The organism is Algoriphagus machipongonensis (assembly GCF_000166275.1).
GTDB lineage: Bacteria > Bacteroidota > Bacteroidia > Cytophagales > Cyclobacteriaceae > Algoriphagus > Algoriphagus machipongonensis.
This window is the reverse complement of sequence record NZ_CM001023.1, coordinates 512525-534966: the sequence shown is the minus strand read 5'-3', so window position 1 is coordinate 534966 and position 22442 is coordinate 512525. Positions and strand designations below refer to the sequence as shown.

Genomic DNA, 22442 nt, shown 5'->3' with positions numbered 1-22442 from the left:
TTTTATGAAAAAATTAATTTTCCTCTTAGCTTTTCTACTAACAGCTGGAATCAATTTACAAGCACAAACAGCTGACAAACTGATTCTTACTACCCAGGATTTTCTCAACACTCTGGATTCGGAACAAAAATCCAAAGTGATGCTTACAATGGAAGACAGCATGAGAAGCAAATGGACCAACTTACCTCTGGGTTTAGCTCCAAGAGCAGGCTTGAGGTATGGAGACTTTTCAGAAGAATCTAAAATTCAGTTTCATAAAATCCTAAGTGCAATTTTCAGTTCTCAAGGCTATCTCAAGACCTTCAGCATCATGCAAGTAGATGACATTCTTCATGAGATTTTTGAAATCAAATTTCAGAATGGGGAAATAAATGAGGAAACGATCAATATGATCCGTGGATTGAACTGGGATTATGGAAATTATTTCGCTGCAGTCTGGGGTGAACCCAAGGAAGAAGGCACTTGGGGATTGAAATTTGAAGGGCATCATGTTTCTATCAACTTGACCATGGTGAATTCAGAATATTCCTTAACACCTCTGTTTTTCGGTTCCGATCCAGCAGTAGTTGAGACCACACAATATGCCGGTATTCGACCTTTGAGCAAAGAAGAAGACTATGGGTTCTGGTTTGTTAATCTTTTAGATGAAGACCAAAAAGCCAAAGCTGTTTTCGAGGACAAAGTACCAGGAGACATCATAACCAGCCCGGATCGACCTCAGTGGATTTCTGAATATCGTGGAATCAAAGGCTCTGAACTGAATCCTGAGCAACAAAAGGTTTTGCATTACCTAATTGAGGAGTATATCGAAAACTTGGAAGTTCAAAAAGCAGATGAGTTTATGGCTATACTTCATGAAAGAGGATTAGACCAAGTTTACTTTTCCTGGATCGGAAGCTTAGAACCTATGAAAGCCCACTATTACCTGATTCATAGTCCTGATTTTATCATCGAATATGACAATGTAGGCTTCTTGGACAATGCCAACCATATTCATTCTATCCTAAGAAAGAAAGATGGAGATTTTGGTGAAGACATTCTGCGAAAGCATAGAATGGATCATGAGCACTGAGAATGATACTTAAAGACCACTAGTTGCATAAATCATATTAGTCAATGAATATGATTGGATACATTTTATTGTATTTTAAACTCGTAATCTCCTATCTTAAAGTCTGATAATCAGAGTTTTTTGGCTATGGTAAAATTTCGATTTGTATTTATTCTACTTTTCAGTGTTTCCTTTTCTTTGAAAGGCCAGAACTTGGATAGTTTACTTTCAAAGGCGTATTCTACTTATTCGGATTATCAGTATGACGAGTCCATTCAAATAGCTAATCAAGCGATTGCAATCGCAAAAAAAGAAGAAAATGAGTCCGCCTTGCTTATTGGAGAATTTTATAAAGCCTTGAGTGTTCAAGAACGCGATCCAACCCAGTCCGACACTGAATTGATCGAGAAAATGATTATTCAAATGGATAAGCTAGGATTAAAGTTGGAGCAAGCAAGAGCTAATAATTTTCTGGCCAGCACATTTGCACGTTTTGGAGACGTTGAAAAAGCTGTAAAAAACCATCAAGCTGCCATGGATATTTATGAATCCACAGGTAATTTGACAGGGGTTTCATCCTCCCATTCTAATCTCAGTTTGCTCTACTACGATCAGCACGATTATGAGGAGGCATTTTATCATGCAAGGAAAGCCTTGGAAATGGATATTGCTTTGGGAACTCCCGAAAACATTCAAAGCAGTTATAACAATCTCGCCATCATTTTTGAACACACGGGCCCACTTGATTCTGCGATTTATTACCATAAGTTTTCTTTAGATTATGCCAAACGGGATGAAAATCCCTATTCGATAGGCTTAGCACTTAGTAATTTGGGTAATAACTATGCAAACAAAGGTGACTTGAAGCTCGCCGAAGAAACCTTGCTTGAAGCCCTTCGAATTCGAGATTCTTTAGGCTTATCTCGCGGCTTAGCCTATACACATAACCGACTTGCCAATCTTTATCAAAAGAAAAATCAGCTGTCAAAAGCAAAATATCATGGTGAGAAATCACTTGAAAATGCCGAAAAAGCAGGCGAAGTTAAAGTACTTCGAATGGCCTATGAGAGACTTCAGGAGATAGCTGAAAAAACGGGTGATTATCGTGCTGAATTAGCTTTTTTAAAGAAGGCAACTTCACTAAAGGATAGTATCTTAAATGAATCAAATACAAAAAGCATCACCCAAATGATGCTTAATTATGAATTCGAGAAAAAACAGATTCTGGACAGTATCCAAAATGAGCAGGAAAAGAGAGAGAGGGATCTGATTTTCAACGAACGTCTTGAAGTAGAGAGAAGTCGGAAAATCATTTTTATGATATCTGGACTTTTCCTTTTGGCTCTTGCTATTGGACTTTTCCTTAGGTATCAATTTGTAAAGAAGTCGAGAGAAATTATATCAAAAGAGAAGGATAGATCAGATAAACTCTTGCTGAATATTCTCCCTGCTGAAGTTGCAGAGGAGCTTAAAACAAAAGGAAGTTCAGATGCCAAAGACTTTGATCAGGTAACCGTTATTTTTACAGATTTTGCAGATTTCACCAAGAAAGCGCAACATCTCAGTGCAAAGGAACTTGTCAAAGAATTGAATACTTGCTTTAAAACCTTTGATGAGATTACATACAATCTGGGTCTAGAAAAGATTAAAACCATCGGGGATGCCTATATGGCTGCCGGAGGACTCAACTCCAAATCTGGTGTAAAAGAAGTTGCATTGGCGGCAATTCAGATGAAAAAATTTATAGATGAACGAAACTCCGATCCCAATATATCGAGGAAAATAAAATTCGACATGCGCTGTGGAATAAACTCTGGTCCGGTTGTCGCTGGAATTGTAGGAATTAAGAAATTTCAATATGATATCTGGGGTGATACGGTAAATACTGCCCAACGAATGGAGGCTAGTTGCGAAATAAACCAAATCAATATTTCTGAAAACACCTATTCGCTACTTAAAGATGACCCAGACTTTACCTTTATTGAAAGAGGAATCTTACCGGTAAAAGGAAAAGGAGAAATGAAAATGTGGTATATAGATTCTTACCAAAATGAAAATGGATGATTAGGAAAGACTTAATGCTAATATTAATTGTTCTTTTTTGTATCTCTAGCTGTTCAAAGAGACAAATAGAAGAGTCTCAAAAATTTGTTTCACCCAATATCTTGCTAATCGTCGCCGATGATTTAGGTTATGCTGATATTGGCGCATTTGGTGGAGATATTGCCACCCCAAACCTGGATGCTTTGGCAGCTAGCGGAATTCGATTTAGCAGATTCCATACTGCGCCGGTTTGCGCCGTGACCCGGGCCATGATGCTTTCAGGAAATGATAACCATATCGCTGGAATGGGTTCCCAAGATCTGGTGACGGATGTTACAGGATACGAAGGTCATCTCACCGATAGAATTATCCCTTTTCCCGAACTCCTTCAACAATCAGGATATACCACTTTTATGGCCGGCAAATGGCATTTAGGTTTAAGACCAGAAGATGATCCGGCCAAAAAAGGGTTCGAAAAATCCTTTGTTACATTAGAAGGTGGAGCCAATCACTTCAGCAACAGACTCCTTTTTCCTGACAGTCCCGAAATAAGCTATGGGGACAAGTCATTTTATACTGAAAACGGAGAAAAATCCGATTGGCCTGAAGGAGTTTATTCCACAGATTTTTATACTGAAAAATTGATATCCTATATTGACGCCAACCTCGAAACAGGAAAACCATTTTTTGGTTTTGCCGCATATACCTCACCTCATTGGCCACTACAGGTTCCAGAAAAGTATTGGCAAAAATATCAAGGTAGGTACGATGAAGGGTATGAAATCCTTCGGGAAAAGCGACTCGAAAGTCTGAAAAAATCTGGGGTAATCCCGGAAGAGGCAAGTTTGCCAGCCATTCTTCCTGCCATCAAACCTTGGGAAAGTTTAAGCTCTGAGGAAAAAACCAAAGAAGCCCGCAAAATGGAGCTCTATGCGGGAATGGTAGATAACTTAGATGAGAATATTGGGAAAATTCTTGATTACTTGAAAAGCAAAGGGTTGTACGAAAACACGCTGATCATTTTTATGTCGGATAATGGGGCTGCTGGAAATGATTTTTATTACAGCTCATTTTATGGACCTTACATCCAAGAGCATTATACAGATGCATTTGAAGAAATGGGAACCGAAAAAAGTTTCATTTCCTATGGCCCCCAATGGGCGGAAGCCGGATCAGCCCCCTTTCGATATTTCAAAGGATTTACTACAGAAGGAGGAATTACTACTCCTCTGATTATTTCGGGCAAAGGAGTGGAAAGGTCTCCAGAAATCAATGCCTCATTTTTAACGGTAATGGATTTAGCTCCTACATTTCTTGAAGTTGCGGGAATATCTTATCCAGAAAAATCGACTGGAAATCCTATTAAGCCACAGTTAGGAAATTCACTCATACCATTCCTTTCTGGAAAAACAGAACTAATTCATGAACCCAATTATGTCTTCGGATTGGAGCATCGTGGCAATGCTCTGATCAGAAAAGGGGATTGGAAACTGGTGAATCATATAAAGCCCTTTGAAAGGAGTAATTTTGAATTATACAATCTCTCAAATGACCTTGCTGAGCAACATAATCTAAAAGAAGAGTATCCTGAAAAATATGAAGAATTACTCGCTGAGTGGGATCAGTACACTAAAAATATGGGAGTAATCATTCCTACTCCAAAACCAAAATCAAATTAATCATCCTTATAAATTTTATGAAGCGTACCTATTACAACCTCATTTTCATCTTAGCCTTTTTGTTCTTAGCAAATCCAGCCAACAGTCAAACCTACGGACAAAATGGAATGGTAGTTTCGGATCATTATTTAGCCTCCGAAGTAGGAGTTGAAATCCTCAAAAAAGGTGGAAATGCCATTGATGCTGCTGTTGCCACCGCATTTGCTTTGGCAGTGACACACCCGGAAGCTGGAAATATCGGAGGTGGAGGATTTATCGTTTTTCATAAGGAAAATGGAGAAGTCACTACGTTCGATTTTAGAGAAAAAGCTCCTTTGGCAGCAAGTCCAACCATGTTTTTAGATGAAAATGGAAGGATAAAAGACAACTCAAATCATCAAGGATTGCTTTCCGTGGGAGTACCGGGAACAGTAGCTGGACTCTATCAAGCCCATCAGAAATATGGAAAATTATCTTGGTCTGAATTGGTAAAGCCATCGGTTGAACTAGCGAAAAAGGGCTTTACAATGTCTTGGGGGTTGTATAGAGCGGCCCTTAGAATGACAGATCGAGATCCATCAGAAGATATCATGCAAAATTTCTTCAAAGGAGATGATGGAGAGGTGGTAAAACCTGGAAATACCTGGAAGCAGCCAGCACTTGCAAAAACTCTAAAAGAAATTCAGAAACATGGAAGAGACGGATTTTACAAAGGTTGGGTAGCTGAAGAAATAGAGGCTTACATGAAAGCAAATGGTGGAATCATCACACAGGAAGATTTAGCTAAATATGAAGCTGTAGAGCGGAACCCAGTTACCACAACTTTTAATGAGTTTGAAATTTTCTCTATGCCTCCTCCAAGTTCGGGTGGAGTTGCTTTAATAGAAATGATGAATTTAATGGAAGCGGCTGACATCTCTTCTGTGGAGTTTAATTCTACCGCTTATGTTCACTTGGTAGCTGAAGCAATGAGAAGAGCTTTTGCAGATAGAGCTGAATTTTTAGGTGATCCAGACTTTAATCCTGAGATGCCGGTTGGCAAATTGACTTCCAAGGAATTTGCTAAAACCCGGTTTGAAAATCTGGATTTATCCAAAGCATCCGTCAGCGACTCTTCAAAATATGGTCAATTATATGGTGGTGACCATACCACACATTTCTCAGTGGTTGATAAAGAAGGTAACGCCATTTCCATGACCTATACTTTAGAAAATTCTTATGGAGTGAAAATGGGCTCTTCCAAACTTGGATTTATTTTCAATAACGAAATGGGAGATTTTAATCCAATACCAGGAGTGACGACTTCCACAGGATTGATTGGTTCCAACCCGAATTTGGTAGCTCCTGAAAAAAGAATGCTTTCCAGTATGACTCCAACAATTGTATCCAAAGATGGAAAGCCTTATTTAATTATTGGAAGTCCAGGAGGTAGAACCATCATCAACACTGTATTCCAAACTGTGCTAAATGTGTTGGCCTATGACATGAGAATAGACCGAGCAATTGAAGCTATGAAAATACATCATCAATGGCTACCTGACAGAATTATATATGAGCATAATTTGCTCTCCCCTGATACTCGAAAAGCACTGGAAAAAATGGGACATAATCTGCGGCCAACAACCAATCTTGGCGTATTGATGGGGATTACTTATGATCCGGAATTAGGAACCTGGGTTGGAGCCGCTGATTCATCCAGTGAAGATGGAGGAGCGAGAGGATATTGAGCAGTGGGCAGTTTTTAGCTTGCCTTCGGGAGGTAGGTCGCATTAATAATTGGTCTGCCTGAGCGGAGTCGAAGGCCCATTCAATTTTCTCAGTTAGCAGGAGGAAAGTCTGAAAGCTAAAGACAGGAGACGGAAGTTGGAAACGCATCCCCCCCCTTGGAGAAGATTTATATTTTAGAAACGTCATTGCGAGCCTGCCTTCCGGTAGGCAGGGAGGAGGTACGACGACGTGGCAATCTTGTAAGGTTAAACATGATTACTAAAGTAGCAATGGGAAAGTCTAAAAGCTGAGGTGAGAAAGCTAAAAAGACGGTAGACAGGAGACAGAAGTTGGAAACGCATCCAATCTCCCTTGGAGAAGATTCGTCTAATGAAATTGGATTTTGATTCAAGGGGCAAGAGGAATTCTAGAAAAAATAAATGGGGAATGCCAAAGATAGAATTCCGCCATGACTCGTGTCTTCACGAGGCAATTAAAGAACTGCATAGTCGAAGAAATAGAATAATTTGAATTCAAATAAACACTAGTGGAAAAAGAAACCGGATTAAAAAGGGAAATAGGCGTTTGGGGACTCTCGGCCAACATCGTCAACATCATCGTGGGAGCTGGAATATTTGTGCTGCCCGCAATTGTGGCTGAAATCATGGGTTCCTCAGGAATCGTGGTTTATCTGTTTTGCGGGTTTCTGATAGCCTTGGTGATGCTCTGCTTTGCGGAAGCTGGGAGTAAAATCACAAGATCAGGAGGAGGCTATGCTTACGTGGAAACCGCTTTTGGACCTTACACGGGCTTTTTAGCTGCCATTTTTATGGTCACAGGAAGCGTATTCTCTGATGCTGCAGTGGCCAATGCACTAGTAGAATTAGTAGGATTGGCTTTTCCTGTTTTTACAGACCCTGTCAACCGATTTCTTCTATTATTCGTGATTTTTTCCAGTTTAGCTTTCCTAAATGTCATCGGTGTAAAGCAAGGAATCGGATTAGTTAAAATCAATACAGTAGCAAAACTTACTCCCATATTATTATTGATATTCTTCGGTTGGAAAGATGTTTCTTTTTCAAACCTATACTGGGAATCTGCTCCAACATTCAATCAATTTGGTCAAGCTTGTTTGATTCTATTTTTTGCTTTTCAAGGGGGTGATGCTGGGCTTTCCGTAGGGGGTGAAATCAAAAACCCTCAAAAGACTGTTCCAAGAGCCATTTTCATAGGAATTCTCTTTGTTTTAATCCTATATGTATTGATTCAGACCGTTGCTCAGGGGGTGATGGGGGATCAATTACCGGGATTTAAAGAAGCTCCTTTAGCTGCAGTTGCCAATGTGGTATTTGGACCTATTGGATATACTTTTCTATTAGTTGGAGCAGGAATCTCCATGTTCGGCATGTTGAGCGGAGAAATTCTCAATCTCCCAAGAGTAATATTTGGGCTGGCAAGTGATCGTGTAATTCCTTTGGAAAGATTAGCTTCTGTACATTCAAGATTTAAGACACCTTACTTAGCAATTTTACTTTATGCAGGCATAGGTTTCACACTAGCAGCCCTGGGTGGTTTTCGTCAGTTGGCCGTCATTGCCTCAGCAAGTATGCTTTTGGTTTACTTTGGGGTTTGTCTATCTGTCATTTGGCTCCGAAAAAAGCAGGCATCTAAGCCCGGAGATTTCAAAATCCCATTTGGCCCTCTAGTCCCAATTTTATCTTCCCTCATTATTCTGTTTTTCCTGTCTAACCTTACCGGATATGAAAAAACAGGACTCTTTGTATTCTTTATTGCACTGACAGTCATTTACTTCCTTGTGAAAGCTGTCAGAGATAAAAATTCAAAACCTTAATTTGTTTACGTTCCACTAATCAACTAGCATACTATGAAAAAGCTCATTTCTCTTTTTGCCATGATTTTGGCCGTGTTTTCAAGTTTAAATGCGCAACAAAAAACCAATTTGGAATTAACCGACATCTTCAATCTGGAGTATGTAACAAATCCAAGTATTTCTCCTGATGGAAGCAAGGTAGTTTATGTACGAAACTTCAAAGATATCATGACGGATAGAGACTATTCCAATCTTTGGATTTCGAATATCGATGGGACACAAAATCGTCCGTTGACACAGGGAAATCATAATGATGTCAGCCCGGTTTGGTCTCATGATGGTACCAAAATCGCCTATCGATCCAATCAACAGGATGAGAAAATGAAGCTTTTTGTACTCTATTTAGACACAAAAGAATCAGTAGCTCTGACCAATTCAGCCAATCCTCCCGGATCTGTTTCCTGGTCATTTGACGATCAAGAGTTGGCATTTACCCAGTTTGTACCAAAACAAAAAAAGTCGCTTCTGAATATTCCTGCAAAACCGGAAGGCGCTACCTGGAATGATGCGCCCATCTACATCGATGAAATGAATTATCGTGGGGATGGAGCTGGATATTACAAATCTGGAAATCAGCAAATCTTTACCATTGGACTTGCTGGAGGCACGGCAAGACAATGGACTTTTGATGACAATGATTATGGAATACCTATTTGGACCAAGGATGGGAAAAGTCTGATTTTCTCTGCGAATCTTCATGAAAACCATGATTTAGAGCCTGGCAATTCAGATATCTATCAATTGGATTTGGCATCTGGTTCTATCAAGGCATTGACGAGCAGATTTGGCCCAGATGGAGGACCAGTGCTTTCTCCAGACGGAACTCAGATTGCCTATACCGGGTTTGACGACTCTTATCAAGGCTACCAGGTGACCAATTTGTATGTTATGAACCTAGATGGTTCTGGCATTAAAAACTTGACTGCCGACTTGGACCGAGATGCTGCAAATCCACAATGGGAAAGTAATGGAAAAGGCATCTATTTCCAGTATGATGAATTCGGTGACACGAAAATCGGGCATGTGGCACTGACCGGAAAAATCCGAACTGTTGTGGAAGGTCTTGGAGGTTTGGACTTAGGAAGGCCTTACAACGCCGGGGATTTTTCAGTATCCAACACAAATAAATTTGCCTACACTTTAGGAGGAGCAGATCATCCTGCTGACTTGGCAGTATTGTCTGATGGAGAAGTTAAGAGAATTACTGCCTTGAATGACGACATTTTCTCCTTTAGGAATTTGGGGGAAGTGGAAGAAATCTGGTGGAAATCTTCCTATGATGGTTTGAAAATCCAGGGATGGATTGTGACTCCTCCTAACTTTGATCCGAACAAAAAGTATCCCTTTATTCTTGAAATCCATGGTGGCCCATTTGCCATGTATGGTCCAGCTTTTTCATATGAAATTCAGCAATATGCTGCTGCAGGATATGTCGTGCTCTATTCCAATCCAAGAGGAAGTACTGGCTATGGGCAGGAATTCGGCAATTCCATTCATCACGATTACCCAAATCATGACTATGCCGACCTGATGTCAGGTGTGGATGCAGTGATCGAAAAAGGCTACATAGACACAGAGAATCTATTCGTTACTGGAGGAAGTGGCGGAGGAGTTTTGACAGCTTGGATTGTTGGAAAAACGGATCGATTCAAGGCTGCGGTGGTTGCAAAGCCCGTGATCAACTGGTTTACTCATTCTCTTTACGCAGATAACCCCGCCTTTTTCACGAAATATTGGTTCCCTGGAAAACCTTGGGAAGAAATGGAAAATTACATGAGAAGGTCCCCAATCACTTACGTGGGAAATGTAAAAACTCCAACCATGCTTTTAACAGGAGAAAAGGATTATCGAACTCCCATCGCTGAATCCGAGCAATTCTATGCAGCGCTGAAATTACAGGAAGTAGAAACTGCAATGGTTCGAATCCCCAACGCATCCCATGGTTTAGTCAACAGACCGAGCATGCTCATGAGTAAATCTGCTTCAATTCTAAGTTGGTTTAATCATTATAGGGACTCAGAATGAGACCTCTTCTCTGTGTTTTCTTGTTACTTACTTCTGCTTTCTGCTTTGCACAAGAATCTGACATGTCTCAGATTCTTGCGAAGCGGGAAAGGTCTAATGCCGCACTTCGAAACTTTGATGAAGACCTAAACAGTACCTTTCTGACGGATGATGTATTGATAACAACAGGTGCAGGGACTTTGATCTCTGGTAAAAAGGCACTTCAGGATTATATAAAAAGAGCTTCTGGCCCTAAAATGTATTGGATTCGAACTCCAGAAGAGATCAAAGTCAATCCAGAAACCAATCTTGCTTGGGAAACAGGAACCTGGAAAGGATATTTTGAGGATTCTGACAAACCAATAGTGGGAGGAAATTATTCAGCACAATGGACTAAGAAATCTGGAATCTGGCTGATTCAGTCTCAGTTGTTTGTTACATTGCCTTATTAACTTAATAAAGGAATAGGAGAAGAATTGATTTGCATACTCAAAAGATCTGCTTAAACTTCAAAAATGAGGGAACAATTAGGAACCCATATTTCCTATTTGCAAACAAATAAATTGTTTCCAGCAATCTTCATTTCTCTCGTTTTGGATTTCCTGTAACCTGAAGGGTACAAATAACAAAAACCAGAAATTTTTAACTCCATGAAAACCGAAGTTCATCCTGATTAACTAGTATAAAAGATAGGAGCTCATTAAATACAACGTTATAAAACTAATTTTCATATACATTTTTTTGTATTTTAAAATTGTTTATTGTATTGAATATCAGGTGAAAATACTTAACTTATATAGGATCTCAATAGAACTTTTTTTGAGATAGGAAATGGCTTTCAAGGGAAGCCATAATTATTACCCACTTAAATTTCAACTCATATGAAAAAGCTTTTTGTACCATTACTCGCCATTTTATTTTTGACATCCTGCGGAATCGATAGCATGTCAGATATGCGACCAAATCAAACACTTGAAGAGCAGAATGCAGTCAACCGAGCAGACTTTTCAGGGCAGGTTTTTACGGATCAAAATGGAGCAGGAACTACAGCTGCTGCCATGGATCTCGAACGTTTTAAAGTGATTGACGAATACGAAATTTTAGCAACTGATGACGATGGTCTCGCTACAGGCTTCATCCTGAAAGAAGGAGTTCCTGCTGTTATCACTGCTTCGGGCCTCGTAGGCTTTTACTTTGCTGGACAAGCAGATCCTTCCACTCCAAACGGAAGAACAGATGTTTTGATTTTCAACAATTTTCCAGTAGTCTCCTTAGTTGCCAGAGTAGGTGGAGGAGAACTACAATTCGTTGGAGAAGGACCAACCGAACTTACTGGAAGCGGAGAAGTAGTTTTCTATGTAAACGACACCTTCTTTGAAGACAATATTGGTTCTTACAATATCCAAATAAGTTATTATTGCTATCCTGGATTTGGAATAGGGGATGCAAATCACTATCACTGTAAATAGTTTCGAAAGCGATTTTTAACTAGAAACACCCCTGATCAAGAGAACAGGGGTGTTTCTAGTTTATTAAGCTCAAGCCTATTAATTTTTCATTCTTTCCCAACGCACTTTCATCTTTTCCAAACTTGAGGAAAGAGATTTCACCGCTTGAATGGTTTGTTGGGTAGATTGTACATCCGCTGCTTTGATCAGATTCATCTTAAATAGGATCTTTTGCTGAAGGCCTAAACAGTACCTTTCTGATGGATGATGTTCTGATTACTACAGGCGCAGGGACTTTGATCTCTGGTAAAAAGGCACTTCAGGATTATATAAAAAGAGCTTCTGGCCCTAAAATGTATTGGATTCGAACTCCAGAAGAGATCAAAGTCAATCCAGAGTCCAAATTAGCTTGGGAAACAGGAACCTGGAAAGGATATTTTGAGGATTCTGACAAACCAGTAGTGGGAGGAAATTATTCAGCTCAATGGACTAAGAAATCTGGAATCTGGCTGATTCAGTCTCAGTTGTTTGTGACTTTAACCCTTGAATAGCAAGGAAGAAAATGGGAAGCCAAAGCAGAAAAAACTTTCAGAGAGGTGCTATTAGATTATTGGATTTGATTCATATTGAATATAGACTCGAATTTCGATTTTGAAGGTATTTTTTGGGACAGTATTTAATTAAATTACCCTAAGTTCAGGTTAACATCAGTCCTTGTTTAGGTGAGAGTCAGGTCATAAAACCAAGCTGAGAAAGTCTGCCAGAAAGAAATTTATAAAAAGTAAAAAAGGAGAAGTGGCAACATAGTAAGAGTCCCAAATTGCCAATCCAATTACTAACAAATCCGCCATGGAATAGCCATAAAATGGAACCATTGGCATCCCTTCCATAGTGGCTGCAAATTGAATTAGCCCCTGAGCGTATTTGTAAACAATCCCGTCAGTAAGCGGTGTGAACAAAGGAAAAATAGTACAGATCATATACCTGGCATGCGTCAACCTATCTTTCCTATAAAAATCAAATATTCTCCCAATCGATTTCATCTGAAAAAGGTATTTATTATGTTCGGCTATGAAGCTTTGTTTCTTGCTCCTTTTCTTTTTGGCCTTTTTTGAAGCCAACGCTCAAGTACATCTCTATCCGGATTCACTCCGCCAAAACCTCCAAACTTTAGAAGAAAAAGATCAGGTATTAGATTTACTCCGAATTGCCTTTTATTACGCACAAGAAAACACGGATTCTGCATTAAACTATGTCAACAAGGCAGAACAGATTTCCACCAAATACCAAGATACTTTGGGAGAAATCATTACCTACCGAATCAAAGGAGTGGTTTTCTTTGAGTCAAACAGGCCCGACTCCACCATTTGGTATTACCGAAAAGGTCGTTCTCTGGCAGAGCAAGCTGGTCAGGATCTTCAACTTGCACATTTCGACAATAATATTGGGATGTATTATTGGAATAAAGGACTATTGACAGAGGCGCTAGGGCATTTTTATGAGGCAAAAAAAGTATATGACTTGGAGGAAAATCTTTACGATAAAGCCATGGTATCCAACAATATAGGGCTGATCTACCAATCACTTGGTGACTATGATAAAGCATTGACATTTGGGGTGGAAGCTCATGATCTCAGACGGGCCATTCCCGATAGCATCGATATTATGACCTCTCTGGGCAACCTTTCTTTTATCTACACGGAATTGGAGGAGTATGAAAAGTCTGACTCCATCTTGTACGAAAGCCTCAAGATTTCGGATGCCTTGGACTATGCAATCGAAGAATCAAAATCGTACTCGGGATTGGCCAGCAACTTGGAAAGACAGGGAAACTTCAAAGAGGCTGAGGATCTCTATATGAAAGCAATCGCCCTCTCCAAAGACTTGGTAAATCAATCTCATCTGATGAATCGATACGCCGAACTGGCAAATCTCTACCTAAAAACGGGGCGATTCGAAGAAGCCGCTCAGCTAGCAGATTTATCGCTACTCATCTCGGATTCTCTTCAAGTAAAATCTGCAAATTCAGCCGCCTTGATGACATTTGCTCTGAGCAAAATAGCTTTAAGGGATCAGGAGGAGGGTTTTAAAGCCCTTGAAGACTACAACAAACTCACCGATTCCCTTTTCAATGCCCAAAAAGCTACCAGTCTTTCGGAAATGGAAGTGCGATATGAGACAGAGAAAAAAGAGCAACTAATCGCTCTGCAAGAGGCAGATATAGCCCAACAAAAAGCTATCAACCGAATGCAGCTTTTTATCTCAGGGGGTGGTTTTATTTTGATCTCTCTGGTTGGGGGATTGTGGTACAACAGAAATCGATACCGCAAGCAGCTAGAAATCCAAGACCTTAAAGCAGCAGAAGAGAAAAATCGCCTGAAAGCGGTCATCGAAGCTGAAGAAAAAGAACGCTCACGTATAGCCCGGGAGCTACACGATGGATTGGGTCAAAGCCTCACCGCAGCTAAAATATTTGTTGGAAGCCTAGGCAAAAACCCTGATTCAGAAGAAGACCAGCGATCCAAAGAAAAGTCCATGGGCTTATTAAGTCATTCTATTCAGGAAGTGCGTCAAATTTCCCACAATCTGATGCCAAAAAAATTTGAGGGACAGGGACTGCTTCAGGCTTTGGAAGAAATGGAAGAGCTGATCAATAAAACACATCAGGTTGATTTTCGCCTAAATCTAGCCCCATTCGACCTTAGATTGAAAAAAGAAAACCAAGTCCATCTCTATCGAATCATCCAGGAACTAGTAAATAATGGCTTAAAACACGGTGATATTTCCCAAATTGAACTATCAATTCAGGAAAACAATCAGACACTCAGTATCAATTATCGTGACAATGGCCCTGGATTTTCTGAAAAGGAATTGCATAATAGTACCGGAATCGGTTGGCAAAATATGACCACCCGTGCGGGATTTCTAGGTGGCACCATCAAATTGAACTCTTCTGACCAAGGTGCTGATCTTTTGGTCACAGTCCCCAATAGCGCATGAATGAAGTAAAAACAATCCTCGTAGATGATCATCCCATAGTGATGGAGGGTATCGAAATGCTACTCCTCGAAATTCCAGAAATTCAACTTCTAGGCAAATTTACCAATGGTAAATCGGCACAGGAATTTCTATCCGTTACCGCTGTAGATTTAATTATCACAGACATCAGTATGCCAGAGCTGGATGGACTACAACTGACCAAGTGGGTAAAACAAAATCACCCAGAAACCAAGGTCATCATCCTATCCATGCATGACAACGACCACTATGTTCAAGAAATCATTTTGGCAGATGCAGAAGGATACCTACTCAAAGAAAATACAAGTGAAGAGCTGGTGAATGCAGTGAACCGAGTCCTCGATGATGGCATTTATTATAGTGACCAAATTGTCGGAAAACTCAGATCAAATTTCCAACTCCAAAACAAAAAGCATGAAATCCTGCAATCGCTGAGTGAGCGGGAACTAGATGTACTCCAATTGATTATTCAGGAGCTCACCACCCAGGAAATTGCCGATAAGCTATTCATCAGTAGACATACGGTAGAAAGTCATAAGAAAAATCTATTCAAAAAAACTGATCAAAACAGCTTAGTAGGCTTGGTCAAGTTTTCAATTTCTAACCAACTCATTAATTTATAGGTCCTTGCAAGGTATTACTTAGAAAAATCTGGGATTTTACCCCAGATTCTATCATACATGTTTTGCAAGTAAGGGTTCAGAAAGAATTAATCTTTCGACTTATCCAGAGCAATAAACTTCTCCATACCCCTAATCAGATCAGCTGCCATTCGTTTGCTGACCACATCAAGTCCGTCCAACTGCCATTCTTCAATTGCTCCTTCTGATTTGTTGATTTTGGCGACTTCAAAAGGCTCTACCTCAAGCATGACAGAACTGTAGTTCAAACCATCTCTGTACATATTCATCATACCTGCCCCAATTCTCCCTTTGTACTCCTTGGATTGGTCATCATCTATAGGGCCGACAATCGCAGCTTCAATTTTATGCAATACCATAGTTCGTCCGTTCTTGACAAGGCTTACTCCAACTGAGAGAATCAATACGGCATCTAAATCCAAATCTTCAACGAGCAATCCAAGTGTGGCCGGCGCCTTGAAGTCTGTAGACATATTCACAACACTGATTGGATAAAACTCATAGCCTGATGCGGCAACTGAGCCTTCTCCCATTTTTGAATTGTACAGGAAAGAGGTAATAGATCCGAGTGTCTTGACCAAACCGCTAGTCTCTATCCTACTACCTCCTTCTTCATAAATCTTTCTCTTTTCCTCATCTGTGAGAAACTCACTAGGCTCTACTAGCGCTATCCCCTTCGCTTGGAATTGATCTTGAAATATGGGAAGAATAGACTCCAAGAAATGATCTGCCACAAGATTGCTTCCTTCCGGTGTTAGAAAATTTTTCTGATACACAGTGGTTTGTGCCACTTTGGAGGAATTTGTTACCGAGTAATCCCAAACTTGCATGGATAAAACACCAATTTTCTTAGGGTTTGGTAAATTCTCTTCCGCTAGGAGCTCTACATTGAGTAAGCCTTGGAGCTGATCTATCGAGTTGCTGTAATTTCGGTAGTTTTTGACAAGCTTATCCCATTTTTTGTCATTCAATTCCGCTATTTCTTGAAGGGATTTTTGAGCAAAACCAAGAGAGGAAATTCCCAAAAAAAAGAGGGAGAAGAAAGCTAAGGGTTTAAATATTGATTTCATTTCTTTGAATTTAAGATTGTAAAATTTCAGATTTCAGGGATAGAAGGATCCTTTGATTCACGCCGGAAAACGTTTATTTTAATGATAGAGAAAACTGGATTTCTGTTTAAAAAATCCTGTTACTTTTTCAATTCAAAAATATCAAACAGGGCATAATTAGTCCCTGAGGCAGATACCACGTCTATATAAAAATGAGTACCTGATTGACTTTGATGTACGGCATTGCTCACCTTGGTAGGAAGAGTGCTCAGTGCTCCTGGTAACTGATATTCTTGAAAGAAATTACCATCAGTAGCACTTTTGCCTCCCGCAGAGATAACAGCTATTGGTGAAATGGGCTGCTCCTTGGGTGTGTACAGAATCATGATATAATCATGACCTGACTTGGCTTTCACCTCAAAGTTTCCGATACCTACATTTTCATCAACATAGTTTTGGGTCCGGTTGATTCGCACAAAACCCTCCTTTGTTAACATTCTTTCAAGCTGAATTGCAGTCAGCTGAGTTTCGTATATATATCCAGGAGATATCCCCATATTTGCTCCCCGAACCATGAGTTCGATTTCCTGGGTCAAATCCTCATCTGTATTCTTTAGAAAAGCATAGGGACGGATGGTCTTTCCATCTAAATAATCTTCATTGTTTGGGTATATGTATGCATTACTATGCTCACCGACTACATTAAACTTGAGCATTGTCCAGGAATCGTCTTGCTTTTGGACCCCAACAAATACTCCATTCAAATAGGTGAACAATATGTTCCAATTTTTAAAATCTGGGAGTTTAGCCAAAGAAAGCTCTTCACGCTCCAAATCTTCTTTTTTTTCTATAGCACTCCACCAATTTGAGCTAATAGCATCTTTGCTCTTTTCATTCAGCAGATAGGATTTTACTACCTCGCTTTTGCCGGATTTCACATAATCGTGGTATTGATAAATCTCAACAGTGGATTCGGCTTTATCTCCAACAGCTGTACCTTGGGCAAAGGAAGAAATATTGATAGTGGTTAAAAGACCTAAAAAAAAGAGGCCTTCGAAATAGAATTGTTTAATAGTTTTTTTCATAAGTTTTGATTTAAGACAAGCTGCTTCTAAAGCTTCGAAAACTAGATTGCTTATCTAATAATAAACCTGGGTTGAAAAGCGATTAATCTGACTGATTCAAAAGTCCATGATTACTGGTCCAATATCAATCCCCAATTGTGGGGATATTTTATCACCATCATTCGAGCAGCCTCCATGTTTTTCCAATTTCTATTTCATTGTACCCGCACTTATTCCATTATGAGAAAAAATCCAATCCCTCATTCAACAGATAGATGATGATTTATTCGCGGATCCTAGTTGATCTATTTTCAATGACAGCTCTCTTCTCTCCATAGCAAAACAAAATTTTATAACCTTCATTTTTTTTAGGCGCAAGATTCAAAAAATACAATTTTTTATGCCGATTAGAATTGATTTCTCTTCATAATCCCTTATTTTCAGAGAAGTAAGTGATTAGTAAGAATTGTAATATTTTTAGTAGACATGCAAGTTTTATCAGATTCATTTTTTTATCGCTGCTCTAATGAGAGACACACTTCGGAATTCAAATCAAGAAGTCAGAAAAGGTTTTTCATTTCCATTCTAAACCCACCCAAGGGAAAGTATTTCAATTATAAGATCGCCCTTTATAAATTTTTAATTACATGAAGTATTCAACAAATAGCTCAATGACCAGTAAGATTATGGTTTTTACAGTTTCCATTTTTTTACTCTTTTTTTGCTTCAGCGAGGATCTAAAATCTCAGGAAATAAACCTAGAGAGTATCTCCATATCCAATGGTTTAGCTTCACCTGTCGTTTTGGACATAACACAGGATAGCTATGGCCTACTCTGGATTAGCACTGCCAATGGGGTTCAGCGATATGATGGTTACAATTGGAAAACTTATCGCAACATCATAGGAGATCCTAATAGTTTGCAGCATAACCAGACATTCTATATTTCTGAAGACAGTATCCAAAATTTATGGATTGCCAATGAAATTGGTCTCACTTATTTTAACAGGGCAAATAACACCTTTAAGAATTACAATTTAGACTCCATATTTGAGACAGTCGGAGCTTCCAGAACTGTTAAAGTATTGCCAGATTCTCAGGGCAGAGTATGGGCAACAACAATTGGACAAGGGATTCTTCAGTATGACCCGAAAGAGGATACATGGAAACATGCTCCTTATGCCAATGTCAATGGAAAACCTGCAGTCCACTCTTCTTTTTCAATAACCGTCTATGAAGACAAGAGCGGAGTCATCTGGGGAGGTTCATCAGTATATGGCCTGATGCAATTACCAAAAAACGCGTCAGAATTTACTGCTATCAAATTTGATGTTGAAAATACTTTTAATAGCCAAGAAAACCTCATTACGGCGCTTTATTTAGACAAAGATGACATCCTTTGGATCACGAGCCGGCAGGGGATTTATAAATATGATGTAGAAAATAATAAACTACGTACAATTATTCAGTATGACACTGGTAATGAAGACATTGCTACTTATTTAAATTCTATAAATGAAGATTCAGATGGCAATATTTGGGTTTTGAACAACTACCGAGGATTTCTAAAATTTGAAGGGAATAGTGATAAGTATACAGAAGTCATCATTCCGGGAAATAGAAAAATGAATACTGGTTACTGGACCAACAGATTTACCAGGTTAACGATCGACCGAAGCGGTATTTTTTGGTTTGGATCTCGTTCTAAAGGTCTCTTCAAATATGATCCGGTCAATCAACCTTTCACCGCTTACAAGCATGATCAGGCAGATCCCAATTCATTAAGTTCTGGTGGTACCTATGGCTTATTCGCCTCGAGAATCACTCCCGGAAAAATCTATGTGGGTAATAGAGGTAATGGATTTGATGTTTTCAATGAATCAGATCATTCTGTGAAGAAAATTAATTTCCCCTCTTCCAATGACATGTTTGGTGGATCAGCAAGATCTATCTATGAACAAAACGACGGAACCTTATGGGTAGGAACCTGGGGAGATGGTCTAATCAAAATGGATGAAAACTATCAAGAAATAAAGCGATTTAAATACGATCGATCAGAAAGTGAAAATAGCTTGCCAAACAATCAGGTTCGGGTGATTCGTGAGGACAAAAAAGGAAACCTATGGATAGGCACAAATGGGGGACTAGCAATTTTAAATCCCTCCTCAGAAAACTTCAAGCATATCAATAGTCAGTATAACCAAACCTATCCGGATGAAATCCTTTCCCAAATCAATAAATGGTTGGAAACAGATCAGGAGTTGGCCAGTATCAAGCAAGTTGGCCAAAGTGAAGAACTCACCCAGGGTTTTGAGATCACTGAGAAAGGCACCTACTTTTTAGTCACCGTTGGAGAAGGAGACCCTGCAAGTATGGCAGATTATGGCTGGCTAACAAACGGACTAGGTGAAACAGTTATTGGAATGGAAACCATAGAAGATTCATTTTGGGCAGGCGGAGCACTTAAAAACCGATTAATGATTGCTCAAATTGAACTGAATCCTGGGTCTTATACCCTTCGATATACTTCCGATGACAGTCATCACTACGATAGCTGGAATGATTCCGAACCAGATCTTATAGACCTATATGGGGTAGCGATTTTCAAACAAGATATTGATGTAACTACAGAATCCACTGTCGTCAATGTCAATGAGCAAAATGCGGAGATCATCATTCAGGATGCAAACGTCTCGGATATCGAGGTAGGAGAAAAATACATCTGGATAGCTAGTGTCAATGCGGGAGTCACAAGAATTGATCCTGAAACAAATGCGGTAAAATACTACACCAGTGATCCTTTGGACCCAACTACTCTCAGTGACCGACAAGTTTATGATGTATTGGAGAAGGATGGAAATCTTTGGATGGCAACCTATGGGGGGATCAATATTTTGGATATAGCCAAGGATGAAATTTCCTATTACACGGAGCAGGATGGACTGCCTACCAATTTTATTGAAACAGTATTGCCGGGTGAAAATGGAGAAATGTGGTTTTCTACCCAAAGTGGATTGATCCAGATGATGCAAAATGAATCCTTAGATAAAGTCACCTTTATCAACTACAATGAGGAAGACGGAATAGGTGGAGAATCATTTATATCACTTGCAGCAGACAAAACCCCGGATGGCAATTTTTATTTCGGAGGGGATCATGGAATCACCACATTTTCAACTATTGCTTCCAATAAAATTCCACCTTCAGTCATCATATCCAATCTTTTGATTTCAAACCGCTCAGTTTATGACATGGGTGAAGATTCGCCCCTGAAAGTAGATTTGCTAGCAACCAATGAAGTCACACTCCAGCACGATCAAAATGACATCAGTTTTGAGTTTGCCGCTTTGCACTATGCCAATCCCTCTAAAAATCAATATGCCCATATGCTGGAAGGTCTTGATCAGGACTATATTTATGATAATCGCAATTTTGCAGCCTATACAAACCTGGAACCGGGAACTTATACTTTCAAGGTCATCGCTTCCAATGCCTATGGGGTTTGGAACGATGTAGGTAAATCGCTAGTCATCACCCTACTGCCACCATGGTGGAAAACCTGGTGGGCTTATTCCATCTATGCAGTCCTTCTGTGCCTTGTGGTTTTGGGAGCGTATTCAGGTTTAAAACGCAGAATACGGATGATGGAGCGAGCTCAAAGTCTAGAACGGGAAGTGGCCCAAGCAAAAGAAATCGAGAAAGCTTATACCGAGCTAAAAGCCACCCAATCTCAACTGATCCAATCCGAAAAAATGGCTTCGCTGGGAGAACTCACAGCAGGTATCGCCCATGAAATCCAAAACCCATTGAATTTTGTGAATAACTTCTCAGAGGTGAGTACTGAATTAATCGACGAGATGCAGGAGGAGTTAGCCCAGGGGAATACCGAAATAGCTGTTGAAATTTCAAATGATATTAAACAAAACCTTAATAAAATCACTCATCATGGAAAGCGAGCAGATTTTATTGTGAAAGGAATGCTGGAGCATAGTCGTACCAATACAAGAGATGTACAGCCTGCCAACCTTAATACAATCGCAGAGGAATTTCTTAAGTTAAGTTATCATGGTCTACGAGCTAAAGACAAAAGTTTTTCGGCAGACTTTGCTACTAACTTAGCTCCAGACCTTCCCAAAGTAGAAGTAGTGAGTCAGGATATTGGTAGGGTAATTTTAAACCTGATCAACAATGCCTTTTATGCGGTAGACTCCAAGGCAAAAGAGCTGATAGCAGAAAATGGCAGTTTAGGAAACTATATTCCTAAAGTTACAATCCATTCCCGGCTTGTAGACCTCGAAGGAGAAAGTGGAGTAGAAATTGCCGTGGAAGATAATGGAAATGGAATTCCAAAAGCCATTAAAAACAAAATTTTCCAGCCCTTTTTCACAACAAAACCCACGGGCTCAGGAACAGGACTCGGCCTTTCACTTAGCTATGATATCATCAAAATGCATGGTGGAGATTTACGGGTGAAAAGTAAAGAGGGGGAAGGAACCGAAATGATTTTTTTCTTACCCATCAAGGAAAAACTACAACAAGCATAAATAAGAACTTTAACCATCTCCTTTAGGAAAAAGGGTTCTATGAAAATAAAATGAACCCCTCCACAAAATTCCTGTCCAAAAATGATATAGATGAGAATTTCATAGAATCACTGAAAAATTTTCAATAGGCTTTGGACAGTGAAGAGTGCATTTCGTCCTAGACAGATTCCATTTTAGTGCAATTTCGGGTAGTTTGTATTAGGAATTCTGTGATTTAATTTTTACGAATCAGGTAAAAACTTTCATACTTAATAATCCTGAAAAAGGTGTTATCGCTGGAAACTGAAGTGGGCAAGGATGATCCTTAGTAGCCCATATTTCATC

Annotated in this window: 15 protein-coding genes; 12 read left to right on the top strand and 3 right to left on the bottom strand. The window is 39.6% G+C overall.

The window, feature by feature from the left end; all coding sequences use genetic code 11:
- Positions 1–4 precede the first annotated feature (4 nt).
- From ALPR1_RS02185 to ALPR1_RS02145, 9 genes are all read left to right on the top strand, one after another.
- The gene (locus ALPR1_RS02185; protein WP_008198103.1) at positions 5–1072 is read left to right on the top strand and encodes a DUF3500 domain-containing protein; all 1068 of its coding nucleotides are present in this window, start codon (positions 5–7) and stop codon (positions 1070–1072) included.
- A 126-nt stretch (positions 1073–1198) separates the two neighbouring features.
- The gene (locus tag ALPR1_RS02180; protein ID WP_050776356.1) at positions 1199–3115 is read left to right on the top strand and encodes an adenylate/guanylate cyclase domain-containing protein; all 1917 of its coding nucleotides are present in this window, start codon (positions 1199–1201) and stop codon (positions 3113–3115) included.
- The gene (locus tag ALPR1_RS02175; RefSeq protein ID WP_008198100.1) at positions 3112–4773 is read left to right on the top strand and encodes an arylsulfatase; all 1662 of its coding nucleotides are present in this window, start codon (positions 3112–3114) and stop codon (positions 4771–4773) included. The genes ALPR1_RS02180 and ALPR1_RS02175 overlap by 4 nt, the downstream gene beginning before the upstream one ends.
- A gap of 17 nt (positions 4774–4790) precedes the next feature.
- Positions 4791–6479, top strand: a complete 1689-nt coding sequence (ggt, locus tag ALPR1_RS02170) for a gamma-glutamyltransferase (protein ID WP_008198099.1) — start codon at positions 4791–4793, stop codon at positions 6477–6479.
- Between the two features lie 527 nt (positions 6480–7006).
- Positions 7007–8311 (top strand): APC family permease, encoded by a 1305-nt coding sequence (locus tag ALPR1_RS02165; RefSeq protein ID WP_008198098.1) that lies wholly within the window; start codon positions 7007–7009, stop codon positions 8309–8311.
- 33 nt (positions 8312–8344) lie between these two features.
- Entirely contained in the window at positions 8345–10375 is a 2031-nt protein-coding gene (locus tag ALPR1_RS02160; protein WP_008198097.1) for a S9 family peptidase, read from the top strand.
- Positions 10376–10437: 62 nt separating this feature from the next.
- Positions 10438–10806 carry a nuclear transport factor 2 family protein gene (locus ALPR1_RS02155; RefSeq protein ID WP_008198096.1) on the top strand — a complete coding sequence of 123 codons (369 nt, stop codon included), beginning with the start codon at positions 10438–10440 and terminating at the stop codon, positions 10804–10806.
- Positions 10807–11235: 429 nt separating this feature from the next.
- On the top strand, positions 11236–11823 hold the full coding sequence (locus ALPR1_RS02150; RefSeq protein ID WP_008198095.1) for a hypothetical protein: 588 nt from the start codon (positions 11236–11238) through the stop codon (positions 11821–11823).
- 239 nt (positions 11824–12062) lie between these two features.
- Positions 12063–12353 (top strand): DUF4440 domain-containing protein, encoded by a 291-nt coding sequence (locus tag ALPR1_RS02145; protein WP_008198094.1) that lies wholly within the window; start codon positions 12063–12065, stop codon positions 12351–12353.
- Between the two features lie 183 nt (positions 12354–12536).
- On the opposite strand, the gene ALPR1_RS02140 is transcribed toward ALPR1_RS02145, so the two are convergent.
- Complete coding sequence (locus ALPR1_RS02140) at positions 12537–12845, bottom strand: hypothetical protein (RefSeq protein ID WP_040302469.1); 309 nt, start codon at positions 12843–12845, stop codon at positions 12537–12539.
- A 28-nt stretch (positions 12846–12873) separates the two neighbouring features.
- Between ALPR1_RS02140 and ALPR1_RS02135 the strand changes: the two genes are divergently transcribed.
- Positions 12874–14802, top strand: coding sequence for a tetratricopeptide repeat-containing sensor histidine kinase (locus ALPR1_RS02135; RefSeq protein ID WP_008198093.1), 1929 nt, complete (start codon positions 12874–12876; stop codon positions 14800–14802).
- Positions 14799–15443: a response regulator transcription factor gene (locus tag ALPR1_RS02130; protein ID WP_008198092.1), complete on the top strand. Its 645-nt coding sequence runs from the start codon at positions 14799–14801 to the stop codon at positions 15441–15443. The genes ALPR1_RS02135 and ALPR1_RS02130 overlap by 4 nt, the downstream gene beginning before the upstream one ends.
- Positions 15444–15529: 86 nt before the next feature.
- On the opposite strand, the gene ALPR1_RS02125 is transcribed toward ALPR1_RS02130, so the two are convergent.
- Together ALPR1_RS02125 and ALPR1_RS02120 are read right to left on the bottom strand one after the other, a co-directional pair.
- The gene (locus tag ALPR1_RS02125; protein WP_008198091.1) at positions 15530–16531 is read right to left on the bottom strand and encodes a hypothetical protein; all 1002 of its coding nucleotides are present in this window, start codon (positions 16529–16531) and stop codon (positions 15530–15532) included.
- A 119-nt stretch (positions 16532–16650) separates the two neighbouring features.
- Positions 16651–17595 carry a hypothetical protein gene (locus ALPR1_RS02120; protein ID WP_008198089.1) on the bottom strand — a complete coding sequence of 315 codons (945 nt, stop codon included), beginning with the start codon at positions 17593–17595 and terminating at the stop codon, positions 16651–16653.
- 626 nt (positions 17596–18221) lie between these two features.
- Between ALPR1_RS02120 and ALPR1_RS20185 the strand changes: the two genes are divergently transcribed.
- Positions 18222–22118 carry a sensor histidine kinase gene (locus ALPR1_RS20185; protein ID WP_008198088.1) on the top strand — a complete coding sequence of 1299 codons (3897 nt, stop codon included), beginning with the start codon at positions 18222–18224 and terminating at the stop codon, positions 22116–22118.
- The last annotated feature ends 324 nt before the right edge of the window (positions 22119–22442 follow it).

Coding starts and splice junctions, on each gene's coding strand:
- ALPR1_RS02185 (WP_008198103.1), top strand. CDS start 5: ATGAAAAAATTAATTTTCCTCTTAGCTTTTCTACTAACAGCTGGAATC.
- ALPR1_RS02180 (WP_050776356.1), top strand. CDS start 1,199: ATGGTAAAATTTCGATTTGTATTTATTCTACTTTTCAGTGTTTCCTTT.
- ALPR1_RS02175 (WP_008198100.1), top strand. CDS start 3,112: ATGATTAGGAAAGACTTAATGCTAATATTAATTGTTCTTTTTTGTATC.
- ggt (WP_008198099.1), top strand. CDS start 4,791: ATGAAGCGTACCTATTACAACCTCATTTTCATCTTAGCCTTTTTGTTC.
- ALPR1_RS02160 (WP_008198097.1), top strand. CDS start 8,345: ATGAAAAAGCTCATTTCTCTTTTTGCCATGATTTTGGCCGTGTTTTCA.
- ALPR1_RS02155 (WP_008198096.1), top strand. CDS start 10,438: ATGTCTCAGATTCTTGCGAAGCGGGAAAGGTCTAATGCCGCACTTCGA.
- ALPR1_RS02150 (WP_008198095.1), top strand. CDS start 11,236: ATGAAAAAGCTTTTTGTACCATTACTCGCCATTTTATTTTTGACATCC.
- ALPR1_RS02145 (WP_008198094.1), top strand. CDS start 12,063: ATGGATGATGTTCTGATTACTACAGGCGCAGGGACTTTGATCTCTGGT.
- ALPR1_RS02140 (WP_040302469.1), bottom strand. CDS start 12,845: ATGAAATCGATTGGGAGAATATTTGATTTTTATAGGAAAGATAGGTTG.
- ALPR1_RS02135 (WP_008198093.1), top strand. CDS start 12,874: ATGAAGCTTTGTTTCTTGCTCCTTTTCTTTTTGGCCTTTTTTGAAGCC.
- ALPR1_RS02130 (WP_008198092.1), top strand. CDS start 14,799: ATGAATGAAGTAAAAACAATCCTCGTAGATGATCATCCCATAGTGATG.
- ALPR1_RS02125 (WP_008198091.1), bottom strand. CDS start 16,531: ATGAAATCAATATTTAAACCCTTAGCTTTCTTCTCCCTCTTTTTTTTG.
- ALPR1_RS02120 (WP_008198089.1), bottom strand. CDS start 17,595: ATGAAAAAAACTATTAAACAATTCTATTTCGAAGGCCTCTTTTTTTTA.
- ALPR1_RS20185 (WP_008198088.1), top strand. CDS start 18,222: ATGAAGTATTCAACAAATAGCTCAATGACCAGTAAGATTATGGTTTTT.